The following is a 22284-nucleotide window of genomic DNA, read 5'->3' as shown; positions in this document are numbered from 1 at the left end:
CCCGCGCCATTAACCCCGAGCGGCAGATAGCGATGTCCATTCTCGATTCGATCCAGCGCCAGATCCCGCCGATCCACAAGGAGGGCTATCCCTTCATCGGCGGCTTCGCGCTGGCAAGCCTGGTCCTGTTCTGGCTGTGGTCGCCGCTGGGATGGATCGGCACGATCCTGACCGTCTGGTGCGCGCTGTTCTTCCGCGACCCCGTCCGCGTGACACCCGTGCGTGACGGGCTGGTTGTGTCGCCCGCCGACGGCCGCGTCTCGATGATCACCATGGCGCTGCCCCCGGCCGAGCTCGGGCTTGGCGACCGGCCGCTGCCGCGCATCTCGGTGTTCATGAGCGTGTTCAACTGCCACGTGAACCGCGCGCCCGTGGCGGGCAGGGTGGATCGCATCGCCTATCGGCCCGGCCTCTTCATCAACGCCGAGCTCGACAAGGCGAGCGAGGACAATGAGCGCAACTCGCTGGTCATCACGACGCCGACGGCGCGGATCGGCGTGGTCCAGATCGCAGGCCTCGTCGCCAAGCGCATCGTCTGCTTCGTCAAGGAGGGGCAGGCGATCGGTGCCGGCGAGCGCTTCGGCCTGATCCGCTTCGGCTCCCGCCTCGACGTCTATCTGCCCGTGGGCACCAAGGCGCTGGTCTCCGAAGGGCAGACCGCGATCGCCGGAGAGACGATCCTGGCCGACCTTGCCGGCGAAGACCCGAGCCGCGCCTTCCGCGCCAATTAACCAATAGTCGGTCCAAAGGGGCCTTCCGCAGCAATGGCGGAGCGGAACAGGGCTTGCTATATCTCGCCTTAAGATAAGGACGAGCCATGACGCCCTATGACTTGAGAGATCCCGATGTGCGCCGCCGGCGGTTTCGACCGATCCCGGTGCGGATGCTGGTCCCCAACGTCATCACGCTGCTGGCGATCTGCGCCGGCCTGACCTCGATTCGGCTGTCGATCGAGGGGCGGATGACGCTTGCCGTCTACGCCATCGTGTTCGCGGCCGCGCTCGACGGTATCGACGGGCGCATCGCGCGCATGATCAAGGGCCAGTCCAAGTTCGGCGCCGAGCTCGACAGCCTCGCCGATTTCGTCAATTTCGGGGTGGCGCCGGGCCTGATGCTGTACTTCTGGCAGCTGCACGAGCTCGGCAATGCCGGCTGGATCGCCGCGATGGTGTTCGCGATCTCCGGCGGCCTGCGGCTGGCGCGCTTCAATGCCACCATGGATGATCCGAACAAGCCGGCCTTCGCGGCCAATTTCTTCACCGGCGTGCCGGCGCCCGCCGGCGCCATCACGGTGCTGCTGCCGATCTACATCGCGTTCCTCGAGCTCGGCCGCACCCCCGCGGCGGTGACGGCGGCCTATACGCTTCTGATCGCGTTTCTGATGGTGTCGCGCCTGCCGGTGTTCTCCGGCAAGACCAAGCGCATGCGCGTGCCGCCGGAGCTGGTGCTGCCGGCCTTCGTCGCCGTGATCGTCTTCATCGCGCTCTTGATCGCCTATCCCTGGCACGTGCTGTCGATCGGCACGGTGCTCTATCTGCTCTGCCTGCCGCTCGGCTACAAATCCTATCGCGACCAGGCGCGTGCGATGGAAGCCGCCGCGCCGGCGGGAGGCGAGGTGTCGTCACCGACTTCGGCGCCGACGCTGTCTAATCCGTCGGAGCCGGCGCACGAGGACGACCGGCCCGGACGTCTGCACTGAGCGCTCCTCGCGGATATCTGCCATGAGGCCTGCCTGAGTTGGGTCGAGGCCCGATCTCGGCTATATCGCCCATGTGCCGGCGGCATCGCGCAATCAACAGCCGCCCATCTGGGAGAGAACGCCGTGACCAATTCCGCGACCGGGCCGCTGCCCGCTTCCGTCCTCGAGGCGCTGGGCCGTTATGACACGCCGACGATCTGCAATGCCATGGAGATCGTGGCGCCCGAGCGGCGTCTGATCGGCTACACCACCAAGCAACTGGTCTGTCCGTTTCCCGACCTGCCGCCGATCGTCGGCTACGCCCGCACGGTTGCGATCCGCTCGGTGCTGAAATCATCGCTCCCGGCCGAGGAGCAGTCGAAGCGCCGCATCGACTATTACGAATATGTCGGTACCGGCCATGGCCCGCGCATCTCGGTGATCCAGGACATCGACGGTCCCGACGTCGGCTATGGCGCATTCTGGGGCGAGGTGCAGAGCAACGTGCACAAGGCGCTCGGCTGCCTCGGCGTCATCACCGACGGCTCGATCCGCGACATCCCGCAATGGGCCCCGGGCTTCCAGGCGCTGGCCGGCTCGATCGGCCCGTCGCATGCCTGGGTGCATGCGGAAAGCTTTGGCGGCGAGGTGCGCGTCGCCGGCATGACCGTGAAGTCCGATGATCTCATCCACGCCGACCGGCACGGTGCCATCGTGATCCCGCTCGACGTCGCGGCAAAGCTGCCGGAAGCCGCCGAACTGTGCGGCCGCCGCGAGACGCCGATCCTGGAGATCGCCCGCAGCCCCGACTTCTCGCTGGAGAAGCTGAAGGCCGCGCTGAAGCGCTCGGCGGAGATTCACTAGACGGCGATCGAACGACCTACGGCCGCGATGGCCGTGGGTCGCCTTGTTCCGTCAGAAACAGGACCGCCTGATCCGGCTCGCCGATCACTGCGGCGGCGCATCCGATCAGGGTGAAGCCGCCGGCAAGGTCCCATAGCGTGATGTCCTCCGCATTGTCCGGGAGGTGAATCAAGCGCGCTGCCATCACCGCGAAGGCGGCCTCGGCAAAGAGCACGAGGCTGAAAGCCGGCAGGACGAGTTCCGGCTCCAGCAGGTGGAGCGCCAGCACCGCGGGAAGCGCGGTGAGAACACCGAAAAGCGTCAACATCGCGATGGCTCCCGCGATCGAGCATACCGCACCCACTACCAGACACCAATCGATCCCTGGCCACGATGTGGCGGAGGGCCGCAGCCGATGTGACGTCGTGGCGTGCCCCGCCAATGGTTAGCGAAGTGTTGAAGTTCCTATCGCCGGACGGCAATCGCAGCGGCGCTGCGGCATGCAGCACACTGTCCAGACTTAACCTTTACGCGGCTTTAAGGGCGGCGCTCTAGGGTTTGCGGTGCGGTTCGGGGTCGGGCCGCACCAGCGGCCAGGATGGCCGTTGTCGCGTACGCGTTGGAGTCGATAATGGATATCGCAACACTTGTCGGCCTTGTCGCGGGCGCCACTGTTGTATCGACGCTGATCTTGATGGGCGGCAGCTTCGGGATGTTTTACGACATCCACGCCGTGATCGTCATCTTCGGCGGCTCGTTCGCCGCAACGATGATCCGCTTTCCATTGTCGGCGATGGTGCACGGAGTACCGCTGGGCGCAAAGTTTGCCTTCACCCTGAGCCGCCTTTCGGCCCACGACCTCGTCGACGAACTCGCCCGCATCGCCGAAATCGCCCGCAAGCAGGGTCCGGTCGGGCTGGAAAAGGTCGAGACTGACGAGCCGTTCCTTGCCAAGGGAATCCGCTACGTTGCGGACGGTTACGACCTCGACTTCATTCGCGACAATCTGGAGCGCGACCGCGACAACTTCCTGATGCACCTCGACGAAGGCAGCAAGATCTATCGCGCCGTCGGCGACTGCGCCCCGGCATTCGGCATGATCGGCACGCTGCTCGGCATGGTGCAGATGTTCTCCAACATGTCGGACCCTTCCAAGCTCGGCCCATTCATGGCCACCGCGCTGCTTGCGACGCTGTATGGCGCCGTTGTCGCCAACCTGATCTGCTTGCCGATTGCCGACAAGCTGCATGGCAAGTTGCTCGACGAAGAAACGAACCGAACGTTGATCATCGACGGCATCCTGATGATCCGGGACTCCAAGAGCCCGACACTCGTGCGCGAAATGCTGCTGGCCTACCTGCCGGAGAAGCATCGTCACACCGAGGGAGAGCCGGTGCCGGCCTAAGGCCGCCGCCGGGATTTGAGAGATGGCCAAGAAGAAGCGCGGCGATGCTCACGGCGGCGGTCACGGCTGGTTCGTGACCTTCGCCGACCTGATGGCGCTGCTGCTGGCGTTTTTCGTGATGCTGGTTGCGTTCTCCACGCAGGACGCCAACAAGCTGAAGATCGTCGCGGGCTCGATGCGCGAGGCGTTCGGCGTTCAGAGCGAAGCGCGCTACTCCGGCATCGTCGAGTCTGACGGCCTGCCGACACGCCCGCGGCTGAAGAATGTCGATCACATCCAGCCCGAGGACGCCTCCAACACGCCGACGCCGGACCAGGAAGACCGCGACAAGACGTCCGGCGCGAAGATCAAGGTCGACCGCAACTTCGCGCTGGCCGCGGCCTCGCTGCGCCAAGCGTTGCAGGACATGCCGGAACTGACCGAGATGTCCAAGCACATCATGTTCGAGGAGACCAAGCAGGGCCTCAACCTGGAGATCGTCGACCAGGACGGCCGCTCGATGTTCGCCGACGGCTCCAAGGTGCCCTATGACCGTACCCGGCGCCTGGTCGAGAAGCTTGCGATTCCGCTCAAGGCCACGCCGCTGCGCGTCTCCATCGCCGGCCACACCGCGGCAGGATTTGTACCGACCCGCAGCGACTACGGCGCCTTCGATCTGTCGGCCGACCGCGCCAACGCCGTGCGCCAGATCCTCGAACGCGAAGGCCTGCCGCCGTCGCATATTTTCGCCGTCTCGGGCAAGGCGGATACCCAGCCGCTGTTTCCGGACGATCCCTCGCTCGCGGCCAACCGTCGGGTGACCATCACCCTGATGCGTGAGGATCCGCCGCTGCCGCCGAATCTGAAGCCGTAACCCCCTTGCGCTACCATTCTACCTGAGGCATGTCGTCGCGCTGGCGATGAACGTTGCCACGGCGTCACAGCTTCTGTCGCGGCGCCTGCTATGGTGCTGGGCCGATTGACAGGCGCGACGGAAGCGTCAAAAGGCGCCGGATCAAATTCAGGGACGAAGCGTTTCTCACCCCCATGACGGCGAGCATCACATCGACCGAGACCCAGGATGGGCAGCCGGTCACATCAGGCTTTTGGGCCCTTACGCTCGGGAGCATCGGCGTCGTCTTCGGGGATATCGGCACCTCGCCGCTTTACGCATTCCACGAGGCCGTCAAGGGCGCGGCCCACGGCGAACCGGTCTCGCGGGTCATCGTGCTGGGCGTGCTCTCGCTGATCCTGTGGGCGCTGCTGATCGTCGTCACCGCCAAATACGTCCTGCTGCTGCTGCGCGCCGACAACAACGGGGAGGGCGGCACGCTGTCGCTGATGGCCCTCGGCCAGCGCGCGCTCGGGCGGCGAAGCTGGGTCCTGCTCGCGCTCGGTGTGGTCGGCGCCTCCATGTTCATCGGCGATTCCATGATCACGCCGGCGATCTCGGTCCTCTCGGCGGTCCAGGGCCTCAAGCTCGCGACGCCCGCGCTCGAGCACTACGTCGTGCCGCTCACTGTCCTCATTCTGGTGCTGCTGTTCGCTGTCCAGAGCAAGGGAACCGCACTGGTCGCCTCGGCCTTCGGGCCGGTGATGGTGGTCTGGTTCACCGTCATCGCCGTGATGGGGGCCGTCCACATCGCTGACGACCCTTCCGTGCTGGCGGCAATCAATCCCTATTACGCGGTGCAGTTCGTGCTGTCGCACGGCGTGATCGGCCTCGTGACGCTCGGCGCCGTGTTCCTGGCGGTGACGGGCGGCGAGGCGCTTTATGCCGATCTCGGCCATTTCGGCCGCAAGCCGATCCAGTCGGCCTGGATGTTCTTCGTGCTGCCCGCGCTCCTGATCAACTATTTCGGGCAGGGTGCACTGGTGCTGTCCGATCCCAGCGCGATCGAACACTCCTTTTACCGCATGGTGCCCGAGAGCCTGGTGCTGCCGCTGGTCGGACTTGCGACTGCCGCAACCGTGATCGCGAGCCAGGCGGTGATCACCGGCGCCTATTCGCTGGTCTACCAGGCCGTGCAACTCGGGCTCCTGCCGCGTTTCGAGGTGCGTTACACCTCCGAATCCCACGCGGGCCAGATCTATCTGCCGCGCGTGAACCGCCTGCTGCTGATCGGTGTGATGCTGCTGGTGCTGCTGTTCCATACCCCCAGCAATCTGGCCTCGGCCTACGGCATTGCGGTCTCCACCACCATGGTCGCCGACGGCATCATGGGCTTTGTCGTGATCTGGAAGTTGTGGAACTGGCGCGCGGCGACGGCCGCAGCCGTGATCGTCCCCTTCGTCATCGTCGATTTGAGCTTCTTCAGCGCCAACCTGCTCAAGTTGCTCGAAGGCGCCTGGGTGCCGCTGCTGTTCGGCGTCGTCATGGCGGGGACGATCTGGACCTGGCGCAAGGGCTCCGCAATTCTGATCCAGAAGACGCGACGGATCGAGGTGCCGCTGGACGATCTGATCCGGAGCCTGGAGAAGCGGCCGCCGCATATCGTCAAGGGTACGGCGGTGTTCCTCACCAGCGATCCCGCCTTCGTACCGACCGCGCTGCTGCACAATCTCAAGCACAACAAGGTGCTGCACGAGCACAACGTGATCCTGACCATCGAGACCGCGCATACGCCGCGGGTCGATCTGTCGGAGCGGTTCAGGATGGAGAAGATCAGCGACAAGTTCTCCAAGGTCCGTCTGCGCTTCGGCTATATGGAGCAGCCGAACGTGCCGAAGGCGCTCGCCATCGCGCGCAAACAGGGCTGGCAGTTCGACATCATGTCGACGTCGTTCTTCGTGTCGCGAAGATCGCTGAAGGCCTCGGCGCAGTCGGGCATGCCGCTGTGGCAGGACCATTTGTTCATCGCGCTCAGCCGTTCCGCCAATGACGCCACCGACTATTTCCAGATTCCCACCGGGCGGGTGGTTGAAGTCGGAACCCAAGTCACCATCTAACCGCAATTACGCGAGACATGCATATTTGCATGTCTAGGGTCCGGAAACGGGCTAGGCTATGCCGACAGCGCAGGACTATAAGCCGCGCGCTCCTCCGCCGTTGTGCAGTGAAGCATTTTTAGAGGCCACTGGGCTCTCCCATGACAAACGACGCAGCGATTACCGCCCCGGAAACGGCGGCGGTCAATGGGCATGGTGAGGCCCACACCACCGCCGGTTTCGGTGCGCTGACGCTCGGCAGCATCGGCGTCGTCTATGGCGATATCGGCACCAGCCCGCTCTACGCGTTCCGCGAGGCGGTGACGGCAGCTTCCGGGCACGACGGCCTGCCGACGGCTGCGGCCGTGCTCGGCGTACTCTCCCTGATCCTGTGGGCGCTCATCATCGTGGTGACACTCAAATATGTCGTGATCCTGCTCCGCGCCGACAACAACGGCGAGGGCGGCACGCTGGCGCTGATGGCGCTGGCCCAGCGCGCGGTGGGCACCGGCGGGTCCGCCATCGTCCTGCTCGGCATCATTTCCGGTGCCCTGTTCTACGGCGATGCCGTGATCACGCCGGCGCTCTCGGTGCTGTCGGCGATCGAAGGCATGAAGGACGTCACCCTCAAGTTCGAGCCATACATTGTCCCGCTGACTGTCGTGATCCTGGTCTGTCTGTTCGCGGTGCAGTCGCGCGGCACGGCGCGCGTTGCCGCCTTCTTCGGTCCGATCATGTGCGTCTGGTTCGCCGTATTGGCGATCGCCGCGATCCATCCGATCATCATGCAGCCACAGGTGCTGCTTGCGCTGAACCCGCTCTATGCCGTGTCCTTCATGCTCCACCACGGCCTGATCGGCTTCGTGACGCTGGGCGCGGTGTTCCTGGCCGTCACCGGCGCCGAGGCGCTCTACGCCGACCTCGGCCATTTCGGCAAGCGGCCGATCCAGTTCGCCTGGTTCTCTATCGTGCTGCCCTCGCTGGCGCTGAACTATCTGGGGCAGGGAGCGCTGGTCCTAAGCGACCCCGGCGCGATCGTGAGTCCGTTCTTCCAGCTCTTCCCGCAAGGTCTTATCCGGGGCAGCATGGTCGTGCTCGCCACTGCCGCCACCGTCATCGCAAGCCAGGCGGTCATCACCGGCGCCTATTCGCTGACGCGGCAGGCGATCCAGCTCGGTCTGCTGCCGCGCTTTGAAATTCGCCATACGTCGGAAGCCCATTCCGGCCAGATCTTCATCCCGCGCATCAACCAGTTGCTGCTGGTCGCGGTGGTGCTGCTGGTGCTCATGTTCCGCTCCTCCAGTGCCTTGGCCTCGGCCTACGGCATCTCGGTTACCGGCACCATGGTGGTCACGGCCATGATGGGCTTTGTCGTGATCTGGAAGGTCTGGCGGTGGTCGCCATTCGCCGCCGCCGCTCTCATTGCGCCATTCCTGTTCCTCGACCTGACCTTCCTCTCCGCCAACCTGCTCAAGGTGTTCGAGGGCGGCTGGGTGCCGCTGGCGCTCGGCGCGCTCATGATCATCCTGATGTACACGTGGCGGCGTGGCAGCCGGCTCTTGTTCGAGAAGTCGCGCAAGCTCGAGTTCCCGCTCGCCGACCTCGTCGCCATGCTGGAGAAGCGGCCGCCCCAGCGGGTGCCGGGAACCGCGGTATTCCTGACCTCGGACCCAATCAGCGCGCCGACCGCGCTGATGCATAGTCTCAAGCACTACAAGGTGCTGCATGAGAAGAACGTCATTCTCACCATCGAGACCGCGCAGACCCCGCGCATCGATCCGTCCGAGCGGGTCAGGCTGGAGCAGATTTCACCGACCTTCTCCAAGGTGACGCTGAAGTTCGGCTTCATGGAATCGCCCAACGTGCCGAAGGCGCTGGCGATCGCCCGCAAGCTGGGCTGGCAGTTCGACATCATGTCGACCTCGTTCTTCCTGTCGCGCCGGGCGCTGAAGCCTGCCGTCCATTCCGGCATGCCGCGGTGGCAGGACCGGCTGTTCATCTCGCTCAGCCGCTCCGCCAACGACGCCACCGACTATTTCCAGATCCCGTCCGGCCGCGTGGTCGAGGTCGGCACGCAGGTGACCATCTAGGGCGGGGATTCGCAGCGCACTTCAAGCTGCCGCGATTTAGCTTTAACTTGCGCCGCACGGCTCAAGCCTTTGTAGCGCTTGATTTTCGCCTCCCGAGAGGCGAGGTTGCCGCCGGCCGGGTCGCCCCGGCATGCGCCTGCGACGTTGGAGGATGATGTGGCGAATCAAGTACAGGATCTGACCCCGGACGAGGTTTCCAAGGGTGTCGCGGAAGGACGCTATCTGCTCGTCGACGTTCGCGAGCCGAACGAGGTTGAGGCCGAGGCCTATCCCTACGGCGTCGTGGTGCCGCTCTCGACCTTCGATCCCAGGGCGATTCCCGATCCCGCCGGCAAGGAGGTCGTGTTCGCCTGCCGTTCGGGAAAACGCTCCGTGACGGCCTCGCTGGCGGCGCAGGCGGCGGGCCTTCCCTACAACAAGCATCTGGCCGGCGGCATGCTGGGCTGGAAGGCGGCGGGGCTCCCCAGCAAGGTCGGTGGCTGATCGGCCCGATGTCTAATTCTTCCCGGAACAAGAGCTCGTCCCTGAACAAGGTCTTTGCCGACCTTCCCGTCACCATCTTCGAGGCGATGTCGCAGGCGGCCCGCGACAACAATGCCATCAATCTCGGGCAGGGCTTTCCCGACGATCCCGGCCCCGAGGACATCCGCCGCGCCGCGGCCGAGGCCTCGCTGAACGGCTACAACCAGTACCCGTCGATGATGGGCCTGCCGGAGCTGCGCCAGGCAATCGCGACCCATTATGGCCACTGGCACGGCCTCGCGCTCGATCCGATGAGCGAAGTGATGGTCACCTCCGGCGGCACCGAGGCGCTGACCTCGGCGATCCTCGCGGTGGTCCAGCCCGGCGACGAGGTGGTCTGCTTCCAGCCGGTCTATGATTCCTATTTGCCCATCATCCGCCAGGCGGGCGGCATTCCGCGCCTGGTCCGTCTCGAGCCGCCGCACTGGCGGCTGAATGAGGACATGCTGAAAAGCGTCTTCAATTCAAAGACCAAGGCGGTACTGTTCAACAATCCCTTGAACCCGTCCGCGGTGGTCTATCCGCGCGAGGACCTCGAGCTGCTGGCGCGCTATTGCCAGGAGTTCGACGTCATCGCGATCTGCGACGAGGTCTGGGAGCACGTCACCTTCGACGAGCACAAGCACGTCCCGCTCATCACCATTCCCGGCATGCGCGAGCGCACCATCAAGGTCGGCTCGGCCGGCAAGATCTTCTCGCTGACCGGCTGGAAGATCGGCTTCGTCTGCGCGGCACCGCCCTTGCTGCGCGTCGCCGCCAAGGTGCACCAGTTCCTGACCTTCACCACCGCGCCGAACCTGCAGGCCGCCGTCGCCTACGGCCTCGGCAAGTCCGACGACTACTTCCTGTCGATGCGCAAGGACCTGGCCCGGAGCAGGGACCGCCTGACCAGGGGGCTGGAGAGCCTCGGGTTCCCCGTGCTGAAGTCGCAAGGCACCTACTTCCTCACCGTGGACCTGTCGCCGCTCGGGCTGAACGAGAGCGACACCGAGTTCTGCTGGCGCATCGTGAAGGACTACAAGGTGGCGGCGATCCCGGTCTCGGCCTTCTATGAGCAGGACCCGGTAACCTCGGTGGTGCGCTTCTGCTTCGCCAAGAAGGACGAGACGCTCGACACCGCGCTGGAGCGGCTGTCGGACGCGGTGCGCGGGCGCAAGAGGTAGAATCGAGATGACGAGCGTCAGCCGCTTCGGGGTTCGCCTCGGTCTTGCTATCGCTGCGGCGCTGACGTTGCTTTCGCCTCCCGCAAGGGCCGAGGAGCGGGTCGTCAACTTCTACAACTGGTCCAACTACATGGCGCCGGATGTCCTTGAAGCCTTCACCAGGGAGACCGGCATCAAGGTGGTCTACGACACGTTCGATGCCAACGAGACGCTGGAGACGCGCCTGATGGCCGGCAAGTCCGGCTATGACGTCGTGGTCCCCACCGCCTATTTCCTGCAGCGCCAGATCAAGGCCAACATCTTCCAGAAGCTCGACAAGGCGAAGCTGCCGAACCTCGCCAATGCCTGGCCGGTGGTGACCCAGCGCCTCGCCACCTACGATCCCGGCAACGTCTACGCCGCCAACTACATGTGGGGCACCACGGGCATCGGCTACAACGTCGCCAAGGTGAAGCAGATCCTCGGGCCTGACGCCAGGATCGACAGCTGGGACATCGTCTTCAAGCCGGAGAACCTGGCCAAGTTTAGAGATTGCGGCGTGCATATGCTCGACTCCGCCGACGACATCTTTCCGGCGGCGCTCAACTATCTCGGGCTCGATCCGAACTCGACCAAGCAGGCCGACCTCGAGAAGGCCGCGGACGTCGTCGCAAAGGTCCGCCCCTCCGTGCGCAAGTTTCATTCGTCCGAATACTTAAGCGCACTCGCGACCGGCGAGATCTGCTTCGTGGTCGGCTGGTCCGGCGACATCATGCAGGCCCGTGCCCGCGCCGCCGAAGCGAAGGCCGGCATCGAGATCGGCTACGCGATCCCGAAGGAGGGCGCGCAGATGTTCTTCGACAATCTCGCGATCCCCGCCGACGCCAAGAACGTCGCCGAAGCCTACGCACTGATCAATTATCTCTATCGCCCTGATGTCGCCGCAAAGAACTCGGACTTCCTGTCCTACGCCAACGGCAACCTTGCGAGCCAGAAGCTGGTCGATCCGAAGATCCTGGGTGACAAGAACATCTATCCGGACGAGGCGACGCTCGCAAAGCTGTTCGTCATCACCGCGCGCGAGCCGGCGACGCAGCGGATCATCAACCGGCTCTGGACCAAAGTGAAGACGGGGCGGTGATTGATTGGTCGCGGATTTGGCGAGCGCAAATTCGCGGCGTCTTGATTACTCTGACAACGTTAAACTGCTTTAATTGATCGTTCAGGAGGCCAAATGCTCTATCGTCCATGCAGTAGACTAGAATGCGGAAAATGCGCCGTCGAACGCTAAAGAGTTCGATAGCCGCGCGGATTTCGAGGGCGACCCAGTCTGAGGTTAGGGCCGCGTTCGATGCAAAAAGGACGAATACATTTGATCGTTCAAGTGCTCTGACTATTACCTCACGATTGAAGAGTCCCGGCTCGAACGTAAATTCGTCCATTTCGCAATACGCAGTGCCAAGCTCTAGGAATACCTGTCGTACGAAGACTTTGTCCTTCGATAAGTGAGACAGAAATGCCCTTGGAAATGGATTATGCCCCTCCATTATCCCTCCATTTGAAATTTTTGATGGCAGATGATCTTTTTAATCGCAGCGAAGCAATGAAGCTCTCATAGGGGGGCAGTTGTTCGGCTCGGCGTATGCGCGTTCGTTGATTTGCCGGGTCCTTACCTTAGTTATTAGATCCGGCGAGGCTGTGGAAGCGAGCTTCTTGAGCGTAAAATGGACCGCCCCACAGTTAGTGAGGTTGAATGGACTGCGCCGTTAAATCGACAGCTAATCACTGAAGCGCCAAAGTATCAATACGGCAGGTGTAATATTATCTGGCTCTACCCTGGGTGCGTCTTGCTGATGGCGTGGAGGCTGACCGGAAAGAGTTTCGACCGAGAGCGGCTGGGACCGAGTTGCCGGCCAATAGAGCCGCGCAATCGTCTTAGATGTTGACGAAACTACCGCCACCTTCGGTGCAGCCAGAGCCACTGCTCCGGATGCTCGCGCACCCAGCTTTCCACGACGCTGGTGATCGCCTGCGTGGTGCCCTGGATGTCGATCCTGCCGTCGGCATCGCGCACCGGCTTGATCTCTTCGGTCAGCTCGCCGCGGAAGCGGCCGCCGGGCAGGCGGATGATGCGGACGCCGTGGATCGGGCATTCGATCTGGCGCAAGAGCCGCGCCAGCATGGGGTTGGCGCGGGTCTTGCGGCCGAAGAAGGTGACCTCAACGCCGCCGGTGAGATACTGGTCGATCAGCATCGCGACGTGCTTGCCGTCCTTGAGCGCCTGCGCCAGCCGCAGCGGCGCGTCGCGGCCCGCCGGGATCAGCGTGCCCATATTGACCTGCCGCATCTCCTGGATGATGCGGTCGGCCGAGGCGATGTTCGGGCGGCGATAGAGGATCGCGGTATCCAGTCCATGAGCGACGCCGGCGAGCGCCGGCAATTCCCAATTGGCCAGATGCGCCGCGAAGATCAGCGCCGGCTTGCCGTCGTCGCGGATCCGGTCGAACAGCTCGATGCTGCGTTGGGGAATCTCGATCCGGCTCTTCTCCGGATGGTCGCGATCGTAGTCCCAGACGTGGTCCATGTGGGCGAACTCGGCGCCGACGCGGCCGAGATTTTCCCAGACCCCCATCAGGATCCGTTCGATCTCTTCCGGCGATTTCTCCGGAAAGGCGGCGGTGAGATTGGCGCGGCCGATGCGGTGCTCGCGCAGGCGCGGGCCGATCAGCTTCACGGCGCGCGCGAAAAAGTCCGAGGTCTTGACCGGATCGAAATAGCGCGTGGTGCGCAGCATCGCGACCGTCGCTGCGCCGATCAGGCTTCCGCCGAGTGATTTGGCAGCCTCCCGCGCGCGGGCCTTCATGCTCGCAGGAAGCAGCGACATGCGTCCGGTCAGACCGGTTCGCGGGTCAGGATCAGCGAGGCGTTCTGACCGCCGAAGCCGAACGAATTCGACATCACCGCGGTCACGCGGGCGTCGCGCGCCTTGTTGCCGACGACGTTGAACAGGATCGCGGGATCAGGAATGTCGTAGTTGATGGTCGGCGGAATGCGCTGATGCTCGAGCGTCAGCAGCGAGAAGATCGCCTCCACCCCGCCGGCGGCCGAGATGGTGTGGCCGACCATCGACTTGTTGGAGGTGACCGGAATCTTCTGCGCGAGCTCGCCGAACACGGCCGATGTCGTGTTGAACTCCATCTTGTCGTTTTCGGGTGTCGAGGTGCCGTGCGCGTTGATGTGGTCGATCTGGTCCGGCGTCATGCCGGCATCGGCCAGCGTCTTGTTCATGCAGCCGATGATCGGCTTGCCGTCGGGCGAGGAGCGGGTGCGATGGAAGGAATCGGTGAGCTCGCCGCAGCCGGCAATCACGCCGAGGATCTTCGCGCCGCGTGCAGTCGCCGCCTCGTAGCTTTCGAGCACCAGCGCGCCGGCGCCTTCGGCCATCACAAAACCATCGCGATTCTTGGAGAAGGGACGGGAGGCCGCCTGCGGCGGATCGTTTTGGGTCGACAGCGCCGACAGCAGCGAGAATCGCACCAGCGCTTCCGGGTTCACGGTGCCGTCGGTCGCGACGCACAGTGCGGCATCGGTCTCGCCGCGGCGGATCGCCTCGACGCCGAGCTGGATCGAGGTCGCACCCGAGGCGCAGGCCGTGGACAGCGAGATCGGCGAACCCTTGGTGCCGAACGTCTCGGCGAGAGACGCGGCAACCGAGCCGAACATGAAGCGATGATGGTAGGCGCTGTACTTGCCGCCGCCGGAAATGCGCAGCAAATCGTCATAGTTGATGTCGAGCTGGCCGACGGCGCGACCCAGTTCGCGACGCTGCGGCCATTCCACCTCGACCGGCGCAACGGCAAGAAAAAGGGGACCGGGGAAATCGGCCTTGGCGCCGATGCCGGCCTGCTCCAGCGCTTCCTGCGTCGCGATCTCGGCCATCCGTTCGGACAGGGCGGTGGAGGAGAACGGATCGACGCTGACGAAATCGACCGTGCCCGCCATCGTGGTCTTCAGGCCGTCGATCGGAAAACGCGTGATGGTGCGGATGCCGGATTCGCCGGCGACGAGCTTCGCCCAATTGTCGGCCTTGCCGGCACCGAGCGACGTCAAGATGCCCATGCCGGTGACGACGACGACGGGGCGCCCGAATTTGTCGCGTGCTGCAGTCATGTCGATCCCCGCTTGAGCTAACTAAACTGCTTCAACCAGCGCCATGCCTTCGCCGCGCCAGTGTCCAGCTCCCACCACCACAATCTGGGTGGGCGCCCCCTGCATTTCAATCTCGGTGCCGGTCGAATCGTTCGGCGGGAACAGCGCACCACGCGAGATCGACAGTGCAGCGAGCGCAATTCCGAGCGGGAATTGCGTCTCCATGGCGTGGCCGAACACCGTGCCGGTCGAGCGCACCGGAAAGTCGGCATGGCTCTTCAGGAAGCCGCGCTCTTCCGAGGTCGCGGGCTCCGCACCGGTCGCTCCGGTGATGATGGCGCCCTTGCCCTCGCGCTTCGGCAGCTTGGCCCATAGCTTCTCCAGCGTCGCGGCCATGTCGCCGGGCCGCTTGCGTTTGGCGAGGTCCGCGACGACGCTCGACAATTTGGCGAACGGCTTTGCGCCGCGCGCTTGCGCATGCGTCTTCGATTCCAGCACCAGGAAGGCGCCGGCGGAGCCGAGCGCGAAGCCGGCGTGGTCCTTGCGCGCCCACACGGGAGCGAACTTGTTCTTGAGGTTGAAGTCGCCGAATTCGTAGAGGACCAACAGGTCCTTGCGCTCGCCATTGTGCGAGCCGCCGATCAGCGCGATATCGCTCTCGCCCGAGGCGATGCGCGCAAGCGCAATGCGGGCGGCATCGGCGCCGGCGACCTCTTCGCCCATGAAGGTGCGCGAAGTGCCACCCAGGCCGTGCACGATGGCGATGTTGCCGGCGAGCAGGTTGGAGAGCTGGGCCAAAAACAGCGTCGGCCTGAGATCGCTCATCAAGCGCTCGTTGAGGAAGCCGGGTGCGTTGGCGCCCTTGGCCTCGGCCGTCAGCACGCCGCTGTCGACGTTGAGATCGCGCTCTCCGCCGCCGGCGGCGACGACCATGTCGATCTTGGACAGGATGTCCTTGTTGCCCTTGATGCCGGCGGAATCGAGCGCAAGACCCGCGGCATAGGTGCCGATGCGCTGCCAGGCTTCCATCTGGCGCTGATCGCCCTTCTTCGGGATCTGGCTGTCGAAGGCAACGGGCATCAGCGGATGCACGATGTAGGGCGCAAAGCCCTTCTCGTCGACATTGATGCGCTTCTCCTGAAGCGCGGCCCAGTGGGCGTCCAGACCCTCGCCGAGCGAGGTGGCGAGCCCAATGCCGGTGATCCAGACCTCGGTCTGGCCAGGCTTCGAAGCGGGAGTGTCAATCATGTCGATACGGCCTGTTGCGGAAATCCGACGCGCTTGGCGATCGCGTCCATGTGCGAGCGCATATCCGCATTGGGGAAGGGGATCAGCGTGAAGGTGAGCGCCGAATTGGCGCGCAGCTTGCCGCCGACTCTGATCTTGGCTTCGGTCATCGCATAGCCGGAGCCTTCATGGGTGAGGCGCGCCTCGATGCTCATGAGATCGCCGGGGAAGACCGAGCCGCGGACCTTGGCCTCCTTCACGGCGGCCAGGATCGGCATACGCTCGAACTTGAACACGCCGAGTTGAAGCCAGCCCGAGGCCTGCGCCATCGATTCGATCAGCAGCACGCCGGGCATCAAGGGATAGCCCGGGAAGTGCCCCTCGAAGATGGTGCTTTCCTTCGGGACCTGCGCTTCGACGACGATCGTCTTCTCGTCGACCTTGAGGTCGACGATGCGGTCGATCATGTGGAAGTATTCGAGTTGCATGACTGCGCCCTTAGGCGCTCGCGCCCTTGGCCGCAACCAGTTCGTCGATGCGGGCGCACAGGTTCTTCAGCACGAAATACTGCTCGGTGGTCGCCTTGCCGTCGTTGACCTCCTGAGTCCACTTCTCCAGCGGCAGCTTGATGCCGAACTGCTTGTCGATCGCGAACGCGATGTCCAGAAAATCGAGGCTGTCGATGCCGAGGTCATCGATGGCGTGGCTATCGGGCGTGATCGTGTCGCGCGGGATGTCGCAGGTTTCAGCGATGATCGTGGCGACCTGATCGAATGTGGAGGACATCACTAAGCCTTTGATATATTGCGGGTATTTGTCAGATTGTCCAGAGTGGCACGGTGGGTGGGCATCGCGCCCCGAATGACGCCCTCAAACCCCCCTCTGGCCGGGTCGAAAGCCCGTATATCGGAGCGCCGCCCTGAGTTCAATGGAGCCGGGCAGGCCAAGGGGATCGCAAAGGGACAGGCCTGGGGATGCCCACCGGGACCCTTCCGCCGGGCGGCCAGCGGCGGGCCGGTCCCTAAATATGCGGCGTCGTGATCTTGACGCAGTCGCGGCGACCCATCAGCACGCAATCCTGGGTCCGGCGCAGGTCGGCGATGCTGACCGCGAGCCAGATCCCGATCGCGGTCAGCGCGATGGTGAAGGCCAGCGCCGCGATGTTGGCAAGCATGCGCTGGCGGAAATTGTCGGGTTCGTGGCGGGGCCGCTCGTAGCGCGACAGGTCCAGCCGTTCGGGAGCGACGCGCAACGGTTGTACGGTGCCATTGCCGCGCTGGGCCGCCGTGGGAGGCGAGGAGCGCGGCCTGAACTGGAGCACCCGGTGCTCGTCATCCGAGCTTATGGGCCGCTGGTTGTTCATGGGGCGGGGATCACTCCGAAGCAGCGATTTAGATAGCATACGTGACGCGCGCGTTGCAGAAAATCTTCTCAATGCTCGCGTGCATTTGTGCATTTGCACTATTTGTGCATGGGCCGGTGTGGGGCTCTCCGGGAACCGGCCGTCGCGGCGGTGGAGCGGGTTGCGCCGCAACGACAGGGATCACAACGGCCACGGAGTTCGTCCCTTCGTCCCGTCAGTACCGACTTGTGATCTCGGCGTCCTTTCCGAACGCATTTTTTCGCCGCGGGGCCCATGGCATAGTCGCGGGAAGCCGGACCATCTGAGGACCTGTCGATCATGACCAATACGCGTGAGCCGCGAGTGCATCCTGTCCCGATCCTGTCGCTCCGGCCGACGCAGATGACGGTCGGCATGCGCGAGGTCAGGGAGAAGCGCAAGCGCTGGCGCGAGCACGACGAGAAGAAGCAGGCTGATCTGCTCGGCAAGCACATGATCCCCGTCGTCTACGGCCCCGATTCGCGCTACTACGTGATCGATCATCATCATCTCGGCCGCGCGCTGCATGATGAAGGCGTCAAGGAGGTGTTGGTGACCATCGTCGGCGACCTCAGGATGGTCGAGCGCAAGGCCTTCTGGGGCGTCATGGACAACAAGCGCTGGGCCTATCCCTACGACGCCAAGGGCGAGCGGCGATCGTTCCGCGACCTGCCGAAATCGGTCGCCGACCTCAAGGACGATCCGTTTCGCAGCCTTGCCGGCGAATTGCGCCGCATGGGCGGCTTCGCCAAAGACACCACGCCGTTCTCCGAATTTCTGTGGGCCGATTTCCTGCGCCGACAGGTCTCGCGCAAGGTGGTGGAGTCCGATTTCGACAGGGCGATCGAGAAGGCGATGGCCGCGGCCAGAAGCAAGAATGCCATCTATCTGCCCGGCTGGTGCGGTCCGGCGGACGATGATTAGGGCCGTGGCGCCCAGCGGCACCAGTAACCGCACCACATCACGGTCGCTTGAGCGAAATCACTTCCCCGTCTCCATGAAGCGGTCCTGAAACAGGGCCACCCCATCTCTTTGGGGTATCGAGCTTACACAGGAGGCCGGAATGCGCCGTCTGGTTTTTGCCATTGCCTTGCTCGCCGTCGCCTCAGCAGGGATTTCGGCATCGTTTGCCGCAGTTCACCACGCCAAGACATTGACATTTGCCGATCGTTTCGCCCCGGCGCTCGAGCTGATGACAAAACGCTAGCGGCTTGGCGGCCCGGACATGCTTGATCTTCCGCAAATTTGCGGCGGCCGCCGGCGGCTATGGTCCGCCTGCATGATTGCCGAAGCAGCGTTGCGTCCCGATGTCGAGGGCGAGGTGGGCTCAAGGTCATGCTGACTGGAGACATGGCCATGAGCATCATCTTTCGCATCCTCTTCATCATCGCCGGCGCGGTCACCGCGCTGTTCGTTGCGCGCGATGCCCTGAATTTCACGATCATCCAGACCTTCGTTGCGATTCTGCTCGTAACCGCCATTCTGGGCGCTGGAAGTCTCTGGAGCCTGCGACGGAAGACGTGAGCGGCAAGGCGATCGGGTTGAGGCAGATGCAGTGCTCGCCAGAACCCTTCGATCCGATGGAGCCTTGCACGCGCTCGCCTCCGAGGCGATTGCGCGGCGTATGATCACTAGCCGCTATTGCGGGGACCCGCAGGCGGCGTGGTCTCCGGCCGGTGCGGATCCTCTTTGCCGCCGAGCGCGCGATGCAGCCAGCGCTCGATGCGGCGGCCGATCGTGAGCAGCACGAAGGCGACAGCCAGCGCGAGCAGGACGACCTTCCATTGTCCGGCGCCGCAGGCAATGCCGAGACAGGCGGCGAGAAAGGTGCAGGCCGCGCTGGTCAGGCCCCGCACGCGAAAGCGGTCGCTCTCGTGGACGATGACTCCGGCACCGAGAAAGCCGATGCCGGTCAGGATGCCCTGGATCACACGGCTCGTCGCATCGGTCATCTTGCCGGGCTCGGTGAACTGGACTGCGAGCAGCACGACGGTTGCGGTGGAGAGCCCGACGATGCCGAGCGTCTTCAGCCCGATCGGCTTGCCGTGCAGGTCGCGGTTGAGGCCGATCGCGCCGCCGGCGAGGGTCGCCGCGCCGAGGCGAAGCAGGATTTCGGGCCAGTCCAGCTCGGTCATGTCTTGCCCGTCACGTCTTCGGTAGTCGTCCCATCAGGTAGAACTCCTCGTTCGGGCGCATGCCGGTGAAATTCGCCAGCCGGTTCGACAATGCGAAGAAGGCGGCGATCGCGGCGATGTCCCAGATGTCGTCGTCGCTGAAGCCGTGCGGTTGGAGCGCGGCGAAATCGTCCTCGGAAATCCGCTGCGCGTCAGTCGAGACCTTCATCGCGAAGTCGAGCATCGCCTTCTGCCGCGGGCTGATGTCGGCCTTACGGTAGTTCACCGCGACCTGATCGGCAATCAGCGGGTTCTTGGCGCGGATGCGCAGGATCGCACCGTGGGCGATCACGCAATATTGGCACTGGTTCGCCGCCGAAGTCGCCACCACGATCATCTCGCGCTCGGCCTTGGTGAGGCCGCCGTCCTTCTCCATCAGCGCGTCGTGATAGGCGAAGAAGGCGCGGAACTCGTCGGGACGATAGGCCAGCGTCAAGAACACGTTCGGCACGAAGCCGCTCTTCTCCTGCACGGCGAGAAGCCGCGTGCGGATGTCGTCGGGCAGCGTATCGAGGGCGGGTGCGGGGAAGCGTTGCACGGCTCTTGTCATGGGCATGGTTCCGGCTTGGGGCCGGTAACCATAGTCGATGCGGGTGGCGGGCTCAATCTGGCGGGCCGAGTTGGCCGCGACGGAAGCGCCAGCCATGAATGACGCCTGATCTTCCGTCGCAAAGACGATGCGGACGGAGTGAAGCTTAGCGCAGCGGCTTCTTCAACAGCGAGAAGCGGTCCGGATCGAGTCCCATCGATGGTTGCAGCATCGGGGCATCGACGCTGGACATCATCTTCGCCGGCGGGGCCGAGAACACGGGGTCGTTGGGCACGTCGCGCTGCGAGGTGGCGCCGCGCCAGCGCTCGAGCACGGCGCTGACGAAATGCATGTCGTGGCCGGAGGTGACGGACGGCACGCTGCTGATGGTGGCCTCGCCGCGCGGCAATTGGTGCGGAGGCACCTCCTTGAAGCGCAGGCGCGTCGGCAGGGCGACGCCTTCGCCGAAGGCCAGCACTTCACGCGTGCCGAGCGACGGCACGAAGGAGAGCAGGTTCGCGGCCGCGTCCGACACTGCGGCGCGCAGCAGCGCCTGGTCGCGGTCGTTGGCAAGACGCATCGTGAACAGCGTGTTGCACTGGGAGATGATGGTAGCGTCGAGCTCTGCGGGGCGCTGGGTGATGAGGCCGAGATAGACGCCGTATTTGCGACCCTCCTTGGCGATGCGCGACACCGCCTTGCGGGTCGGCCCGAAGCCGACGTTGCGGTCGGCAGAGGCATAGCGATGCGCTTCCTCGCAGACGAACAGCAACGGCGAGACGCCGTCGCTCCACAGGCCGAAGTCGAAGGCCATGCGGCACAGCACCGAGACGACGGAATCGATGACTTCGGCCGGGAAGCCGGCGAGCTGCATCACCGTCATCGGCTTGCCGTTGGCCGGCAGGCGGAACAGATGGCTGATCACCTCGGCCATGGTGTCGCCGCCGACATTGGCGTTGTCGAACATGAAGGCGTAGCGCGGGTCGTTGCGCACGGCCTCGATGCGCGAGATCAGCTTGTGATAGATGATGCGCGATGAGCGGTTTTCGAGCTTGCCCATGCGCTCGTCGATCAGCGACAACAGGTCGACCAGGCGATAGGGCACCGGCGTGTCGACCGTGTAGCCGATCTGCTTGGGATCGATGCGCTTGAGGCCGATGCGGTCGGCGTTCTGGTACTGGGTGTAGACGCCCTTGGCGAGCGGGATCACCTCGGCGAGGATGTCGAGCTCCTCGGGTACGCCGGCGCGGCCGCCGAACAGCACGTCGACGATTTCCTCGAAGTTGAACAGCCAGAATGGCAGCTTCAGGTTCCGCGGGTTGAGCACCAGCGCGCGGTCGCCGAAGCAGCGGCCATATTCGTTGTGCACGTCGAGCAGGAAGATGCGCAGGTTCGGCCGGGCCTTCAGGATCTCGTTGAGCAGGAGCGAGACGCCGGTCGATTTGCCGACGCCGGTCGAGCCCAGCACCGCAAAATGCTTGGACAGCATTTCCTCGACATCGACATAGGCGACGACGGAGCGGTCCTGCTGGAGGAAGCCCACATTGATCTGATCCGATCCGGTCGGCGCGTAGATCGTGCGCAGCTCCTGGCTGGTGATCAGGTCGACGGCATCGCCGATGGTCGGATAGTTGGTGACGCCGCGCTGGAATTTGGCCTTGTCCGCGGCGTTGAGGATCTCGCCGAGCAGGTCGACCGAGGCGATGGCGATGTAGCCGTCCGAGCTCGACAGATTCTCGCAGGAGACCTCGGTGATCATCGCAACGATGACCGAGCTGGCGCAGCGAATGCTGACGAAACGGCCGACGGTCGCCCGAACCTCCGAGATCGGCATCTGGCTTGCCGCCAATAGCCCGACCCGGGCGAGCGATCCGCGAACCGAAATCACGCGTCCAAAGGATGTCACGATGAATGAACCCGGCAAGAGCTAAGGGATTTGCTCCGGACTATGCGCGGCCGTCGCTGGACAAAGGGTTAAACGCCGGGCGCGCCCGCTCCGTTAAATCAGCGGTAATTCGGTCAACAGGTTTGGCCCTGATGCATACTTGTGGGCGGAATCGCCGGGAAATTGCTGCTTTTCCGGGCCGATGCGTCGGGCCGGACTTAAGGAAGACTTTACCATTCAGGCGGGCGACCGCCGGTTTGGAAGACCCGCCGGCCCCTGCCGGTTGCCATTACAGGGGGCATGGCGGCTTGATTTGTTGACGGGACCTAATCATTTGTACATTAGTACAAAT

At 64.1% G+C, this 22284-nt stretch carries 24 protein-coding genes; 13 read left to right on the top strand and 11 right to left on the bottom strand.

Annotation, left to right across the window (positions count from 1 at the left end; translation table 11 throughout):
• Positions 1-8: 8 nt before the first annotated feature.
• The 3 genes from AC1RQP_RS06305 to AC1RQP_RS06295 all read left to right on the top strand — a co-directional run bounded on the left by AC1RQP_RS06305 (position 9) and on the right by AC1RQP_RS06295 (position 2542).
• Positions 9-731, top strand: coding sequence for a phosphatidylserine decarboxylase (locus AC1RQP_RS06305; RefSeq protein WP_448035407.1), 723 nt, complete (start codon positions 9-11; stop codon positions 729-731).
• Between the two features lie 86 nt (positions 732-817).
• Positions 818-1699: a CDP-alcohol phosphatidyltransferase family protein gene (locus AC1RQP_RS06300; protein ID WP_492936269.1), complete on the top strand. Its 882-nt coding sequence runs from the start codon at positions 818-820 to the stop codon at positions 1697-1699.
• A gap of 123 nt (positions 1700-1822) precedes the next feature.
• Positions 1823-2542 carry an RraA family protein gene (locus tag AC1RQP_RS06295; protein ID WP_492936268.1) on the top strand — a complete coding sequence of 240 codons (720 nt, stop codon included), beginning with the start codon at positions 1823-1825 and terminating at the stop codon, positions 2540-2542.
• Positions 2543-2558: 16 nt separating this feature from the next.
• Here AC1RQP_RS06295 and AC1RQP_RS06290 read toward each other — a convergent pair whose 3' ends face one another.
• The gene (locus AC1RQP_RS06290; RefSeq protein ID WP_492936267.1) at positions 2559-2849 is read right to left on the bottom strand and encodes a hypothetical protein; all 291 of its coding nucleotides are present in this window, start codon (positions 2847-2849) and stop codon (positions 2559-2561) included.
• Between the two features lie 303 nt (positions 2850-3152).
• Between AC1RQP_RS06290 and AC1RQP_RS06285 the strand changes: the two genes are divergently transcribed.
• From AC1RQP_RS06285 to AC1RQP_RS06255, 7 genes are all read left to right on the top strand, one after another.
• The gene (locus AC1RQP_RS06285; protein ID WP_239623050.1) at positions 3153-3926 is read left to right on the top strand and encodes a motility protein A; all 774 of its coding nucleotides are present in this window, start codon (positions 3153-3155) and stop codon (positions 3924-3926) included.
• A gap of 22 nt (positions 3927-3948) precedes the next feature.
• Complete coding sequence (locus AC1RQP_RS06280; protein WP_061026303.1) at positions 3949-4779, top strand: OmpA/MotB family protein; 831 nt, start codon at positions 3949-3951, stop codon at positions 4777-4779.
• Between the two features lie 173 nt (positions 4780-4952).
• On the top strand, positions 4953-6854 hold the full coding sequence (locus tag AC1RQP_RS06275) for a potassium transporter Kup (protein WP_061877698.1): 1902 nt from the start codon (positions 4953-4955) through the stop codon (positions 6852-6854).
• 140 nt (positions 6855-6994) lie between these two features.
• A complete protein-coding gene (locus AC1RQP_RS06270) occupies positions 6995-8923 on the top strand; it encodes a potassium transporter Kup (protein WP_492936266.1) in 1929 nt (642 codons plus the stop codon).
• Between the two features lie 156 nt (positions 8924-9079).
• Positions 9080-9406 carry a rhodanese-like domain-containing protein gene (locus AC1RQP_RS06265; RefSeq protein WP_492936265.1) on the top strand — a complete coding sequence of 109 codons (327 nt, stop codon included), beginning with the start codon at positions 9080-9082 and terminating at the stop codon, positions 9404-9406.
• Positions 9407-9414: 8 nt separating this feature from the next.
• Positions 9415-10608, top strand: coding sequence for an aminotransferase (locus tag AC1RQP_RS06260; RefSeq protein ID WP_492936264.1), 1194 nt, complete (start codon positions 9415-9417; stop codon positions 10606-10608).
• A gap of 7 nt (positions 10609-10615) precedes the next feature.
• The gene (locus AC1RQP_RS06255; protein ID WP_492936263.1) at positions 10616-11728 is read left to right on the top strand and encodes a polyamine ABC transporter substrate-binding protein; all 1113 of its coding nucleotides are present in this window, start codon (positions 10616-10618) and stop codon (positions 11726-11728) included.
• On the opposite strand, the gene AC1RQP_RS06250 is transcribed toward AC1RQP_RS06255, so the two are convergent.
• The 7 genes from AC1RQP_RS06250 to AC1RQP_RS06220 form a co-directional block, all read right to left on the bottom strand.
• Positions 11691-12134 (bottom strand): toll/interleukin-1 receptor domain-containing protein, encoded by a 444-nt coding sequence (locus AC1RQP_RS06250; RefSeq protein ID WP_492936262.1) that lies wholly within the window; start codon positions 12132-12134, stop codon positions 11691-11693. The genes AC1RQP_RS06255 and AC1RQP_RS06250 overlap by 38 nt on opposite strands.
• A gap of 404 nt (positions 12135-12538) precedes the next feature.
• Entirely contained in the window at positions 12539-13471 is a 933-nt protein-coding gene (locus AC1RQP_RS06245; RefSeq protein WP_239623056.1) for a lipid A biosynthesis lauroyl acyltransferase, read from the bottom strand.
• A gap of 8 nt (positions 13472-13479) precedes the next feature.
• A complete protein-coding gene (locus tag AC1RQP_RS06240) occupies positions 13480-14757 on the bottom strand; it encodes a beta-ketoacyl-ACP synthase (protein WP_061877691.1) in 1278 nt (425 codons plus the stop codon).
• A gap of 21 nt (positions 14758-14778) precedes the next feature.
• On the bottom strand, positions 14779-15984 hold the full coding sequence (locus AC1RQP_RS06235; protein ID WP_239623057.1) for a beta-ketoacyl-ACP synthase: 1206 nt from the start codon (positions 15982-15984) through the stop codon (positions 14779-14781).
• Positions 15981-16451 (bottom strand): 3-hydroxyacyl-ACP dehydratase FabZ family protein, encoded by a 471-nt coding sequence (locus tag AC1RQP_RS06230; protein WP_035673180.1) that lies wholly within the window; start codon positions 16449-16451, stop codon positions 15981-15983. The genes AC1RQP_RS06235 and AC1RQP_RS06230 overlap by 4 nt, the downstream gene beginning before the upstream one ends.
• A gap of 10 nt (positions 16452-16461) precedes the next feature.
• Positions 16462-16749, bottom strand: coding sequence for an acyl carrier protein (locus AC1RQP_RS06225; RefSeq protein WP_007592476.1), 288 nt, complete (start codon positions 16747-16749; stop codon positions 16462-16464).
• 235 nt (positions 16750-16984) lie between these two features.
• On the bottom strand, positions 16985-17326 hold the full coding sequence (locus AC1RQP_RS06220; RefSeq protein WP_492936261.1) for a hypothetical protein: 342 nt from the start codon (positions 17324-17326) through the stop codon (positions 16985-16987).
• 318 nt (positions 17327-17644) lie between these two features.
• Here AC1RQP_RS06220 and AC1RQP_RS06215 point away from each other — a divergent pair, with 318 nt between their 5' ends.
• The 3 genes from AC1RQP_RS06215 to AC1RQP_RS06205 all read left to right on the top strand — a co-directional run bounded on the left by AC1RQP_RS06215 (position 17645) and on the right by AC1RQP_RS06205 (position 18868).
• The gene (locus AC1RQP_RS06215) at positions 17645-18268 is read left to right on the top strand and encodes a ParB-like protein (RefSeq protein ID WP_492936260.1); all 624 of its coding nucleotides are present in this window, start codon (positions 17645-17647) and stop codon (positions 18266-18268) included.
• Between the two features lie 139 nt (positions 18269-18407).
• Positions 18408-18551 carry a hypothetical protein gene (locus AC1RQP_RS06210; RefSeq protein ID WP_239623059.1) on the top strand — a complete coding sequence of 48 codons (144 nt, stop codon included), beginning with the start codon at positions 18408-18410 and terminating at the stop codon, positions 18549-18551.
• A gap of 149 nt (positions 18552-18700) precedes the next feature.
• A complete protein-coding gene (locus AC1RQP_RS06205; RefSeq protein WP_239623060.1) occupies positions 18701-18868 on the top strand; it encodes a hypothetical protein in 168 nt (55 codons plus the stop codon).
• A gap of 107 nt (positions 18869-18975) precedes the next feature.
• On the opposite strand, the gene AC1RQP_RS06200 is transcribed toward AC1RQP_RS06205, so the two are convergent.
• The 3 genes from AC1RQP_RS06200 to AC1RQP_RS06190 form a co-directional block, all read right to left on the bottom strand.
• Entirely contained in the window at positions 18976-19479 is a 504-nt protein-coding gene (locus AC1RQP_RS06200; RefSeq protein WP_239623061.1) for an MgtC/SapB family protein, read from the bottom strand.
• 10 nt (positions 19480-19489) lie between these two features.
• Positions 19490-20068 (bottom strand): peroxidase-related enzyme, encoded by a 579-nt coding sequence (locus AC1RQP_RS06195; protein WP_492936393.1) that lies wholly within the window; start codon positions 20066-20068, stop codon positions 19490-19492.
• Between the two features lie 145 nt (positions 20069-20213).
• Positions 20214-21953: an ATP-binding protein gene (locus AC1RQP_RS06190; protein WP_370113871.1), complete on the bottom strand. Its 1740-nt coding sequence runs from the start codon at positions 21951-21953 to the stop codon at positions 20214-20216.
• Between the last annotated feature and the right edge of the window lie 331 nt (positions 21954-22284).

Source organism: Bradyrhizobium sp. GW821-FHT13H06, from assembly GCF_058803975.1.
The sequence above is the reverse complement of the archived record's forward strand: the minus strand, read 5'-3'. Positions and strand labels throughout refer to the sequence as shown.

Bases quoted from the DNA above. Each gene is read 5' to 3' on its own strand.
- AC1RQP_RS06200 (WP_239623061.1), bottom strand. From the start codon at position 19,479: ATGACCGAGCTGGACTGGCCCGAAATCCTGCTTCGCCTCGGCGCGGCG.
- AC1RQP_RS06270 (WP_492936266.1), top strand. From the start codon at position 6,995: ATGACAAACGACGCAGCGATTACCGCCCCGGAAACGGCGGCGGTCAAT.
- AC1RQP_RS06280 (WP_061026303.1), top strand. From the start codon at position 3,949: ATGGCCAAGAAGAAGCGCGGCGATGCTCACGGCGGCGGTCACGGCTGG.
- AC1RQP_RS06210 (WP_239623059.1), top strand. From the start codon at position 18,408: ATGCGCCGTCTGGTTTTTGCCATTGCCTTGCTCGCCGTCGCCTCAGCA.
- AC1RQP_RS06260 (WP_492936264.1), top strand. From the start codon at position 9,415: ATGTCTAATTCTTCCCGGAACAAGAGCTCGTCCCTGAACAAGGTCTTT.
- AC1RQP_RS06195 (WP_492936393.1), bottom strand. From the start codon at position 20,068: ATGACAAGAGCCGTGCAACGCTTCCCCGCACCCGCCCTCGATACGCTG.
- AC1RQP_RS06285 (WP_239623050.1), top strand. From the start codon at position 3,153: ATGGATATCGCAACACTTGTCGGCCTTGTCGCGGGCGCCACTGTTGTA.
- AC1RQP_RS06290 (WP_492936267.1), bottom strand. From the start codon at position 2,849: ATGTTGACGCTTTTCGGTGTTCTCACCGCGCTTCCCGCGGTGCTGGCG.
- AC1RQP_RS06300 (WP_492936269.1), top strand. From the start codon at position 818: ATGACGCCCTATGACTTGAGAGATCCCGATGTGCGCCGCCGGCGGTTT.
- AC1RQP_RS06250 (WP_492936262.1), bottom strand. From the start codon at position 12,134: ATGGAGGGGCATAATCCATTTCCAAGGGCATTTCTGTCTCACTTATCG.
- AC1RQP_RS06275 (WP_061877698.1), top strand. From the start codon at position 4,953: ATGACGGCGAGCATCACATCGACCGAGACCCAGGATGGGCAGCCGGTC.
- AC1RQP_RS06240 (WP_061877691.1), bottom strand. From the start codon at position 14,757: ATGACTGCAGCACGCGACAAATTCGGGCGCCCCGTCGTCGTCGTCACC.
- AC1RQP_RS06245 (WP_239623056.1), bottom strand. From the start codon at position 13,471: ATGTCGCTGCTTCCTGCGAGCATGAAGGCCCGCGCGCGGGAGGCTGCC.
- AC1RQP_RS06235 (WP_239623057.1), bottom strand. From the start codon at position 15,984: ATGATTGACACTCCCGCTTCGAAGCCTGGCCAGACCGAGGTCTGGATC.
- AC1RQP_RS06220 (WP_492936261.1), bottom strand. From the start codon at position 17,326: ATGAACAACCAGCGGCCCATAAGCTCGGATGACGAGCACCGGGTGCTC.
- AC1RQP_RS06215 (WP_492936260.1), top strand. From the start codon at position 17,645: ATGACCAATACGCGTGAGCCGCGAGTGCATCCTGTCCCGATCCTGTCG.
- AC1RQP_RS06205 (WP_239623060.1), top strand. From the start codon at position 18,701: ATGAGCATCATCTTTCGCATCCTCTTCATCATCGCCGGCGCGGTCACC.
- AC1RQP_RS06255 (WP_492936263.1), top strand. From the start codon at position 10,616: ATGACGAGCGTCAGCCGCTTCGGGGTTCGCCTCGGTCTTGCTATCGCT.
- AC1RQP_RS06230 (WP_035673180.1), bottom strand. From the start codon at position 16,451: ATGCAACTCGAATACTTCCACATGATCGACCGCATCGTCGACCTCAAG.
- AC1RQP_RS06225 (WP_007592476.1), bottom strand. From the start codon at position 16,749: ATGTCCTCCACATTCGATCAGGTCGCCACGATCATCGCTGAAACCTGC.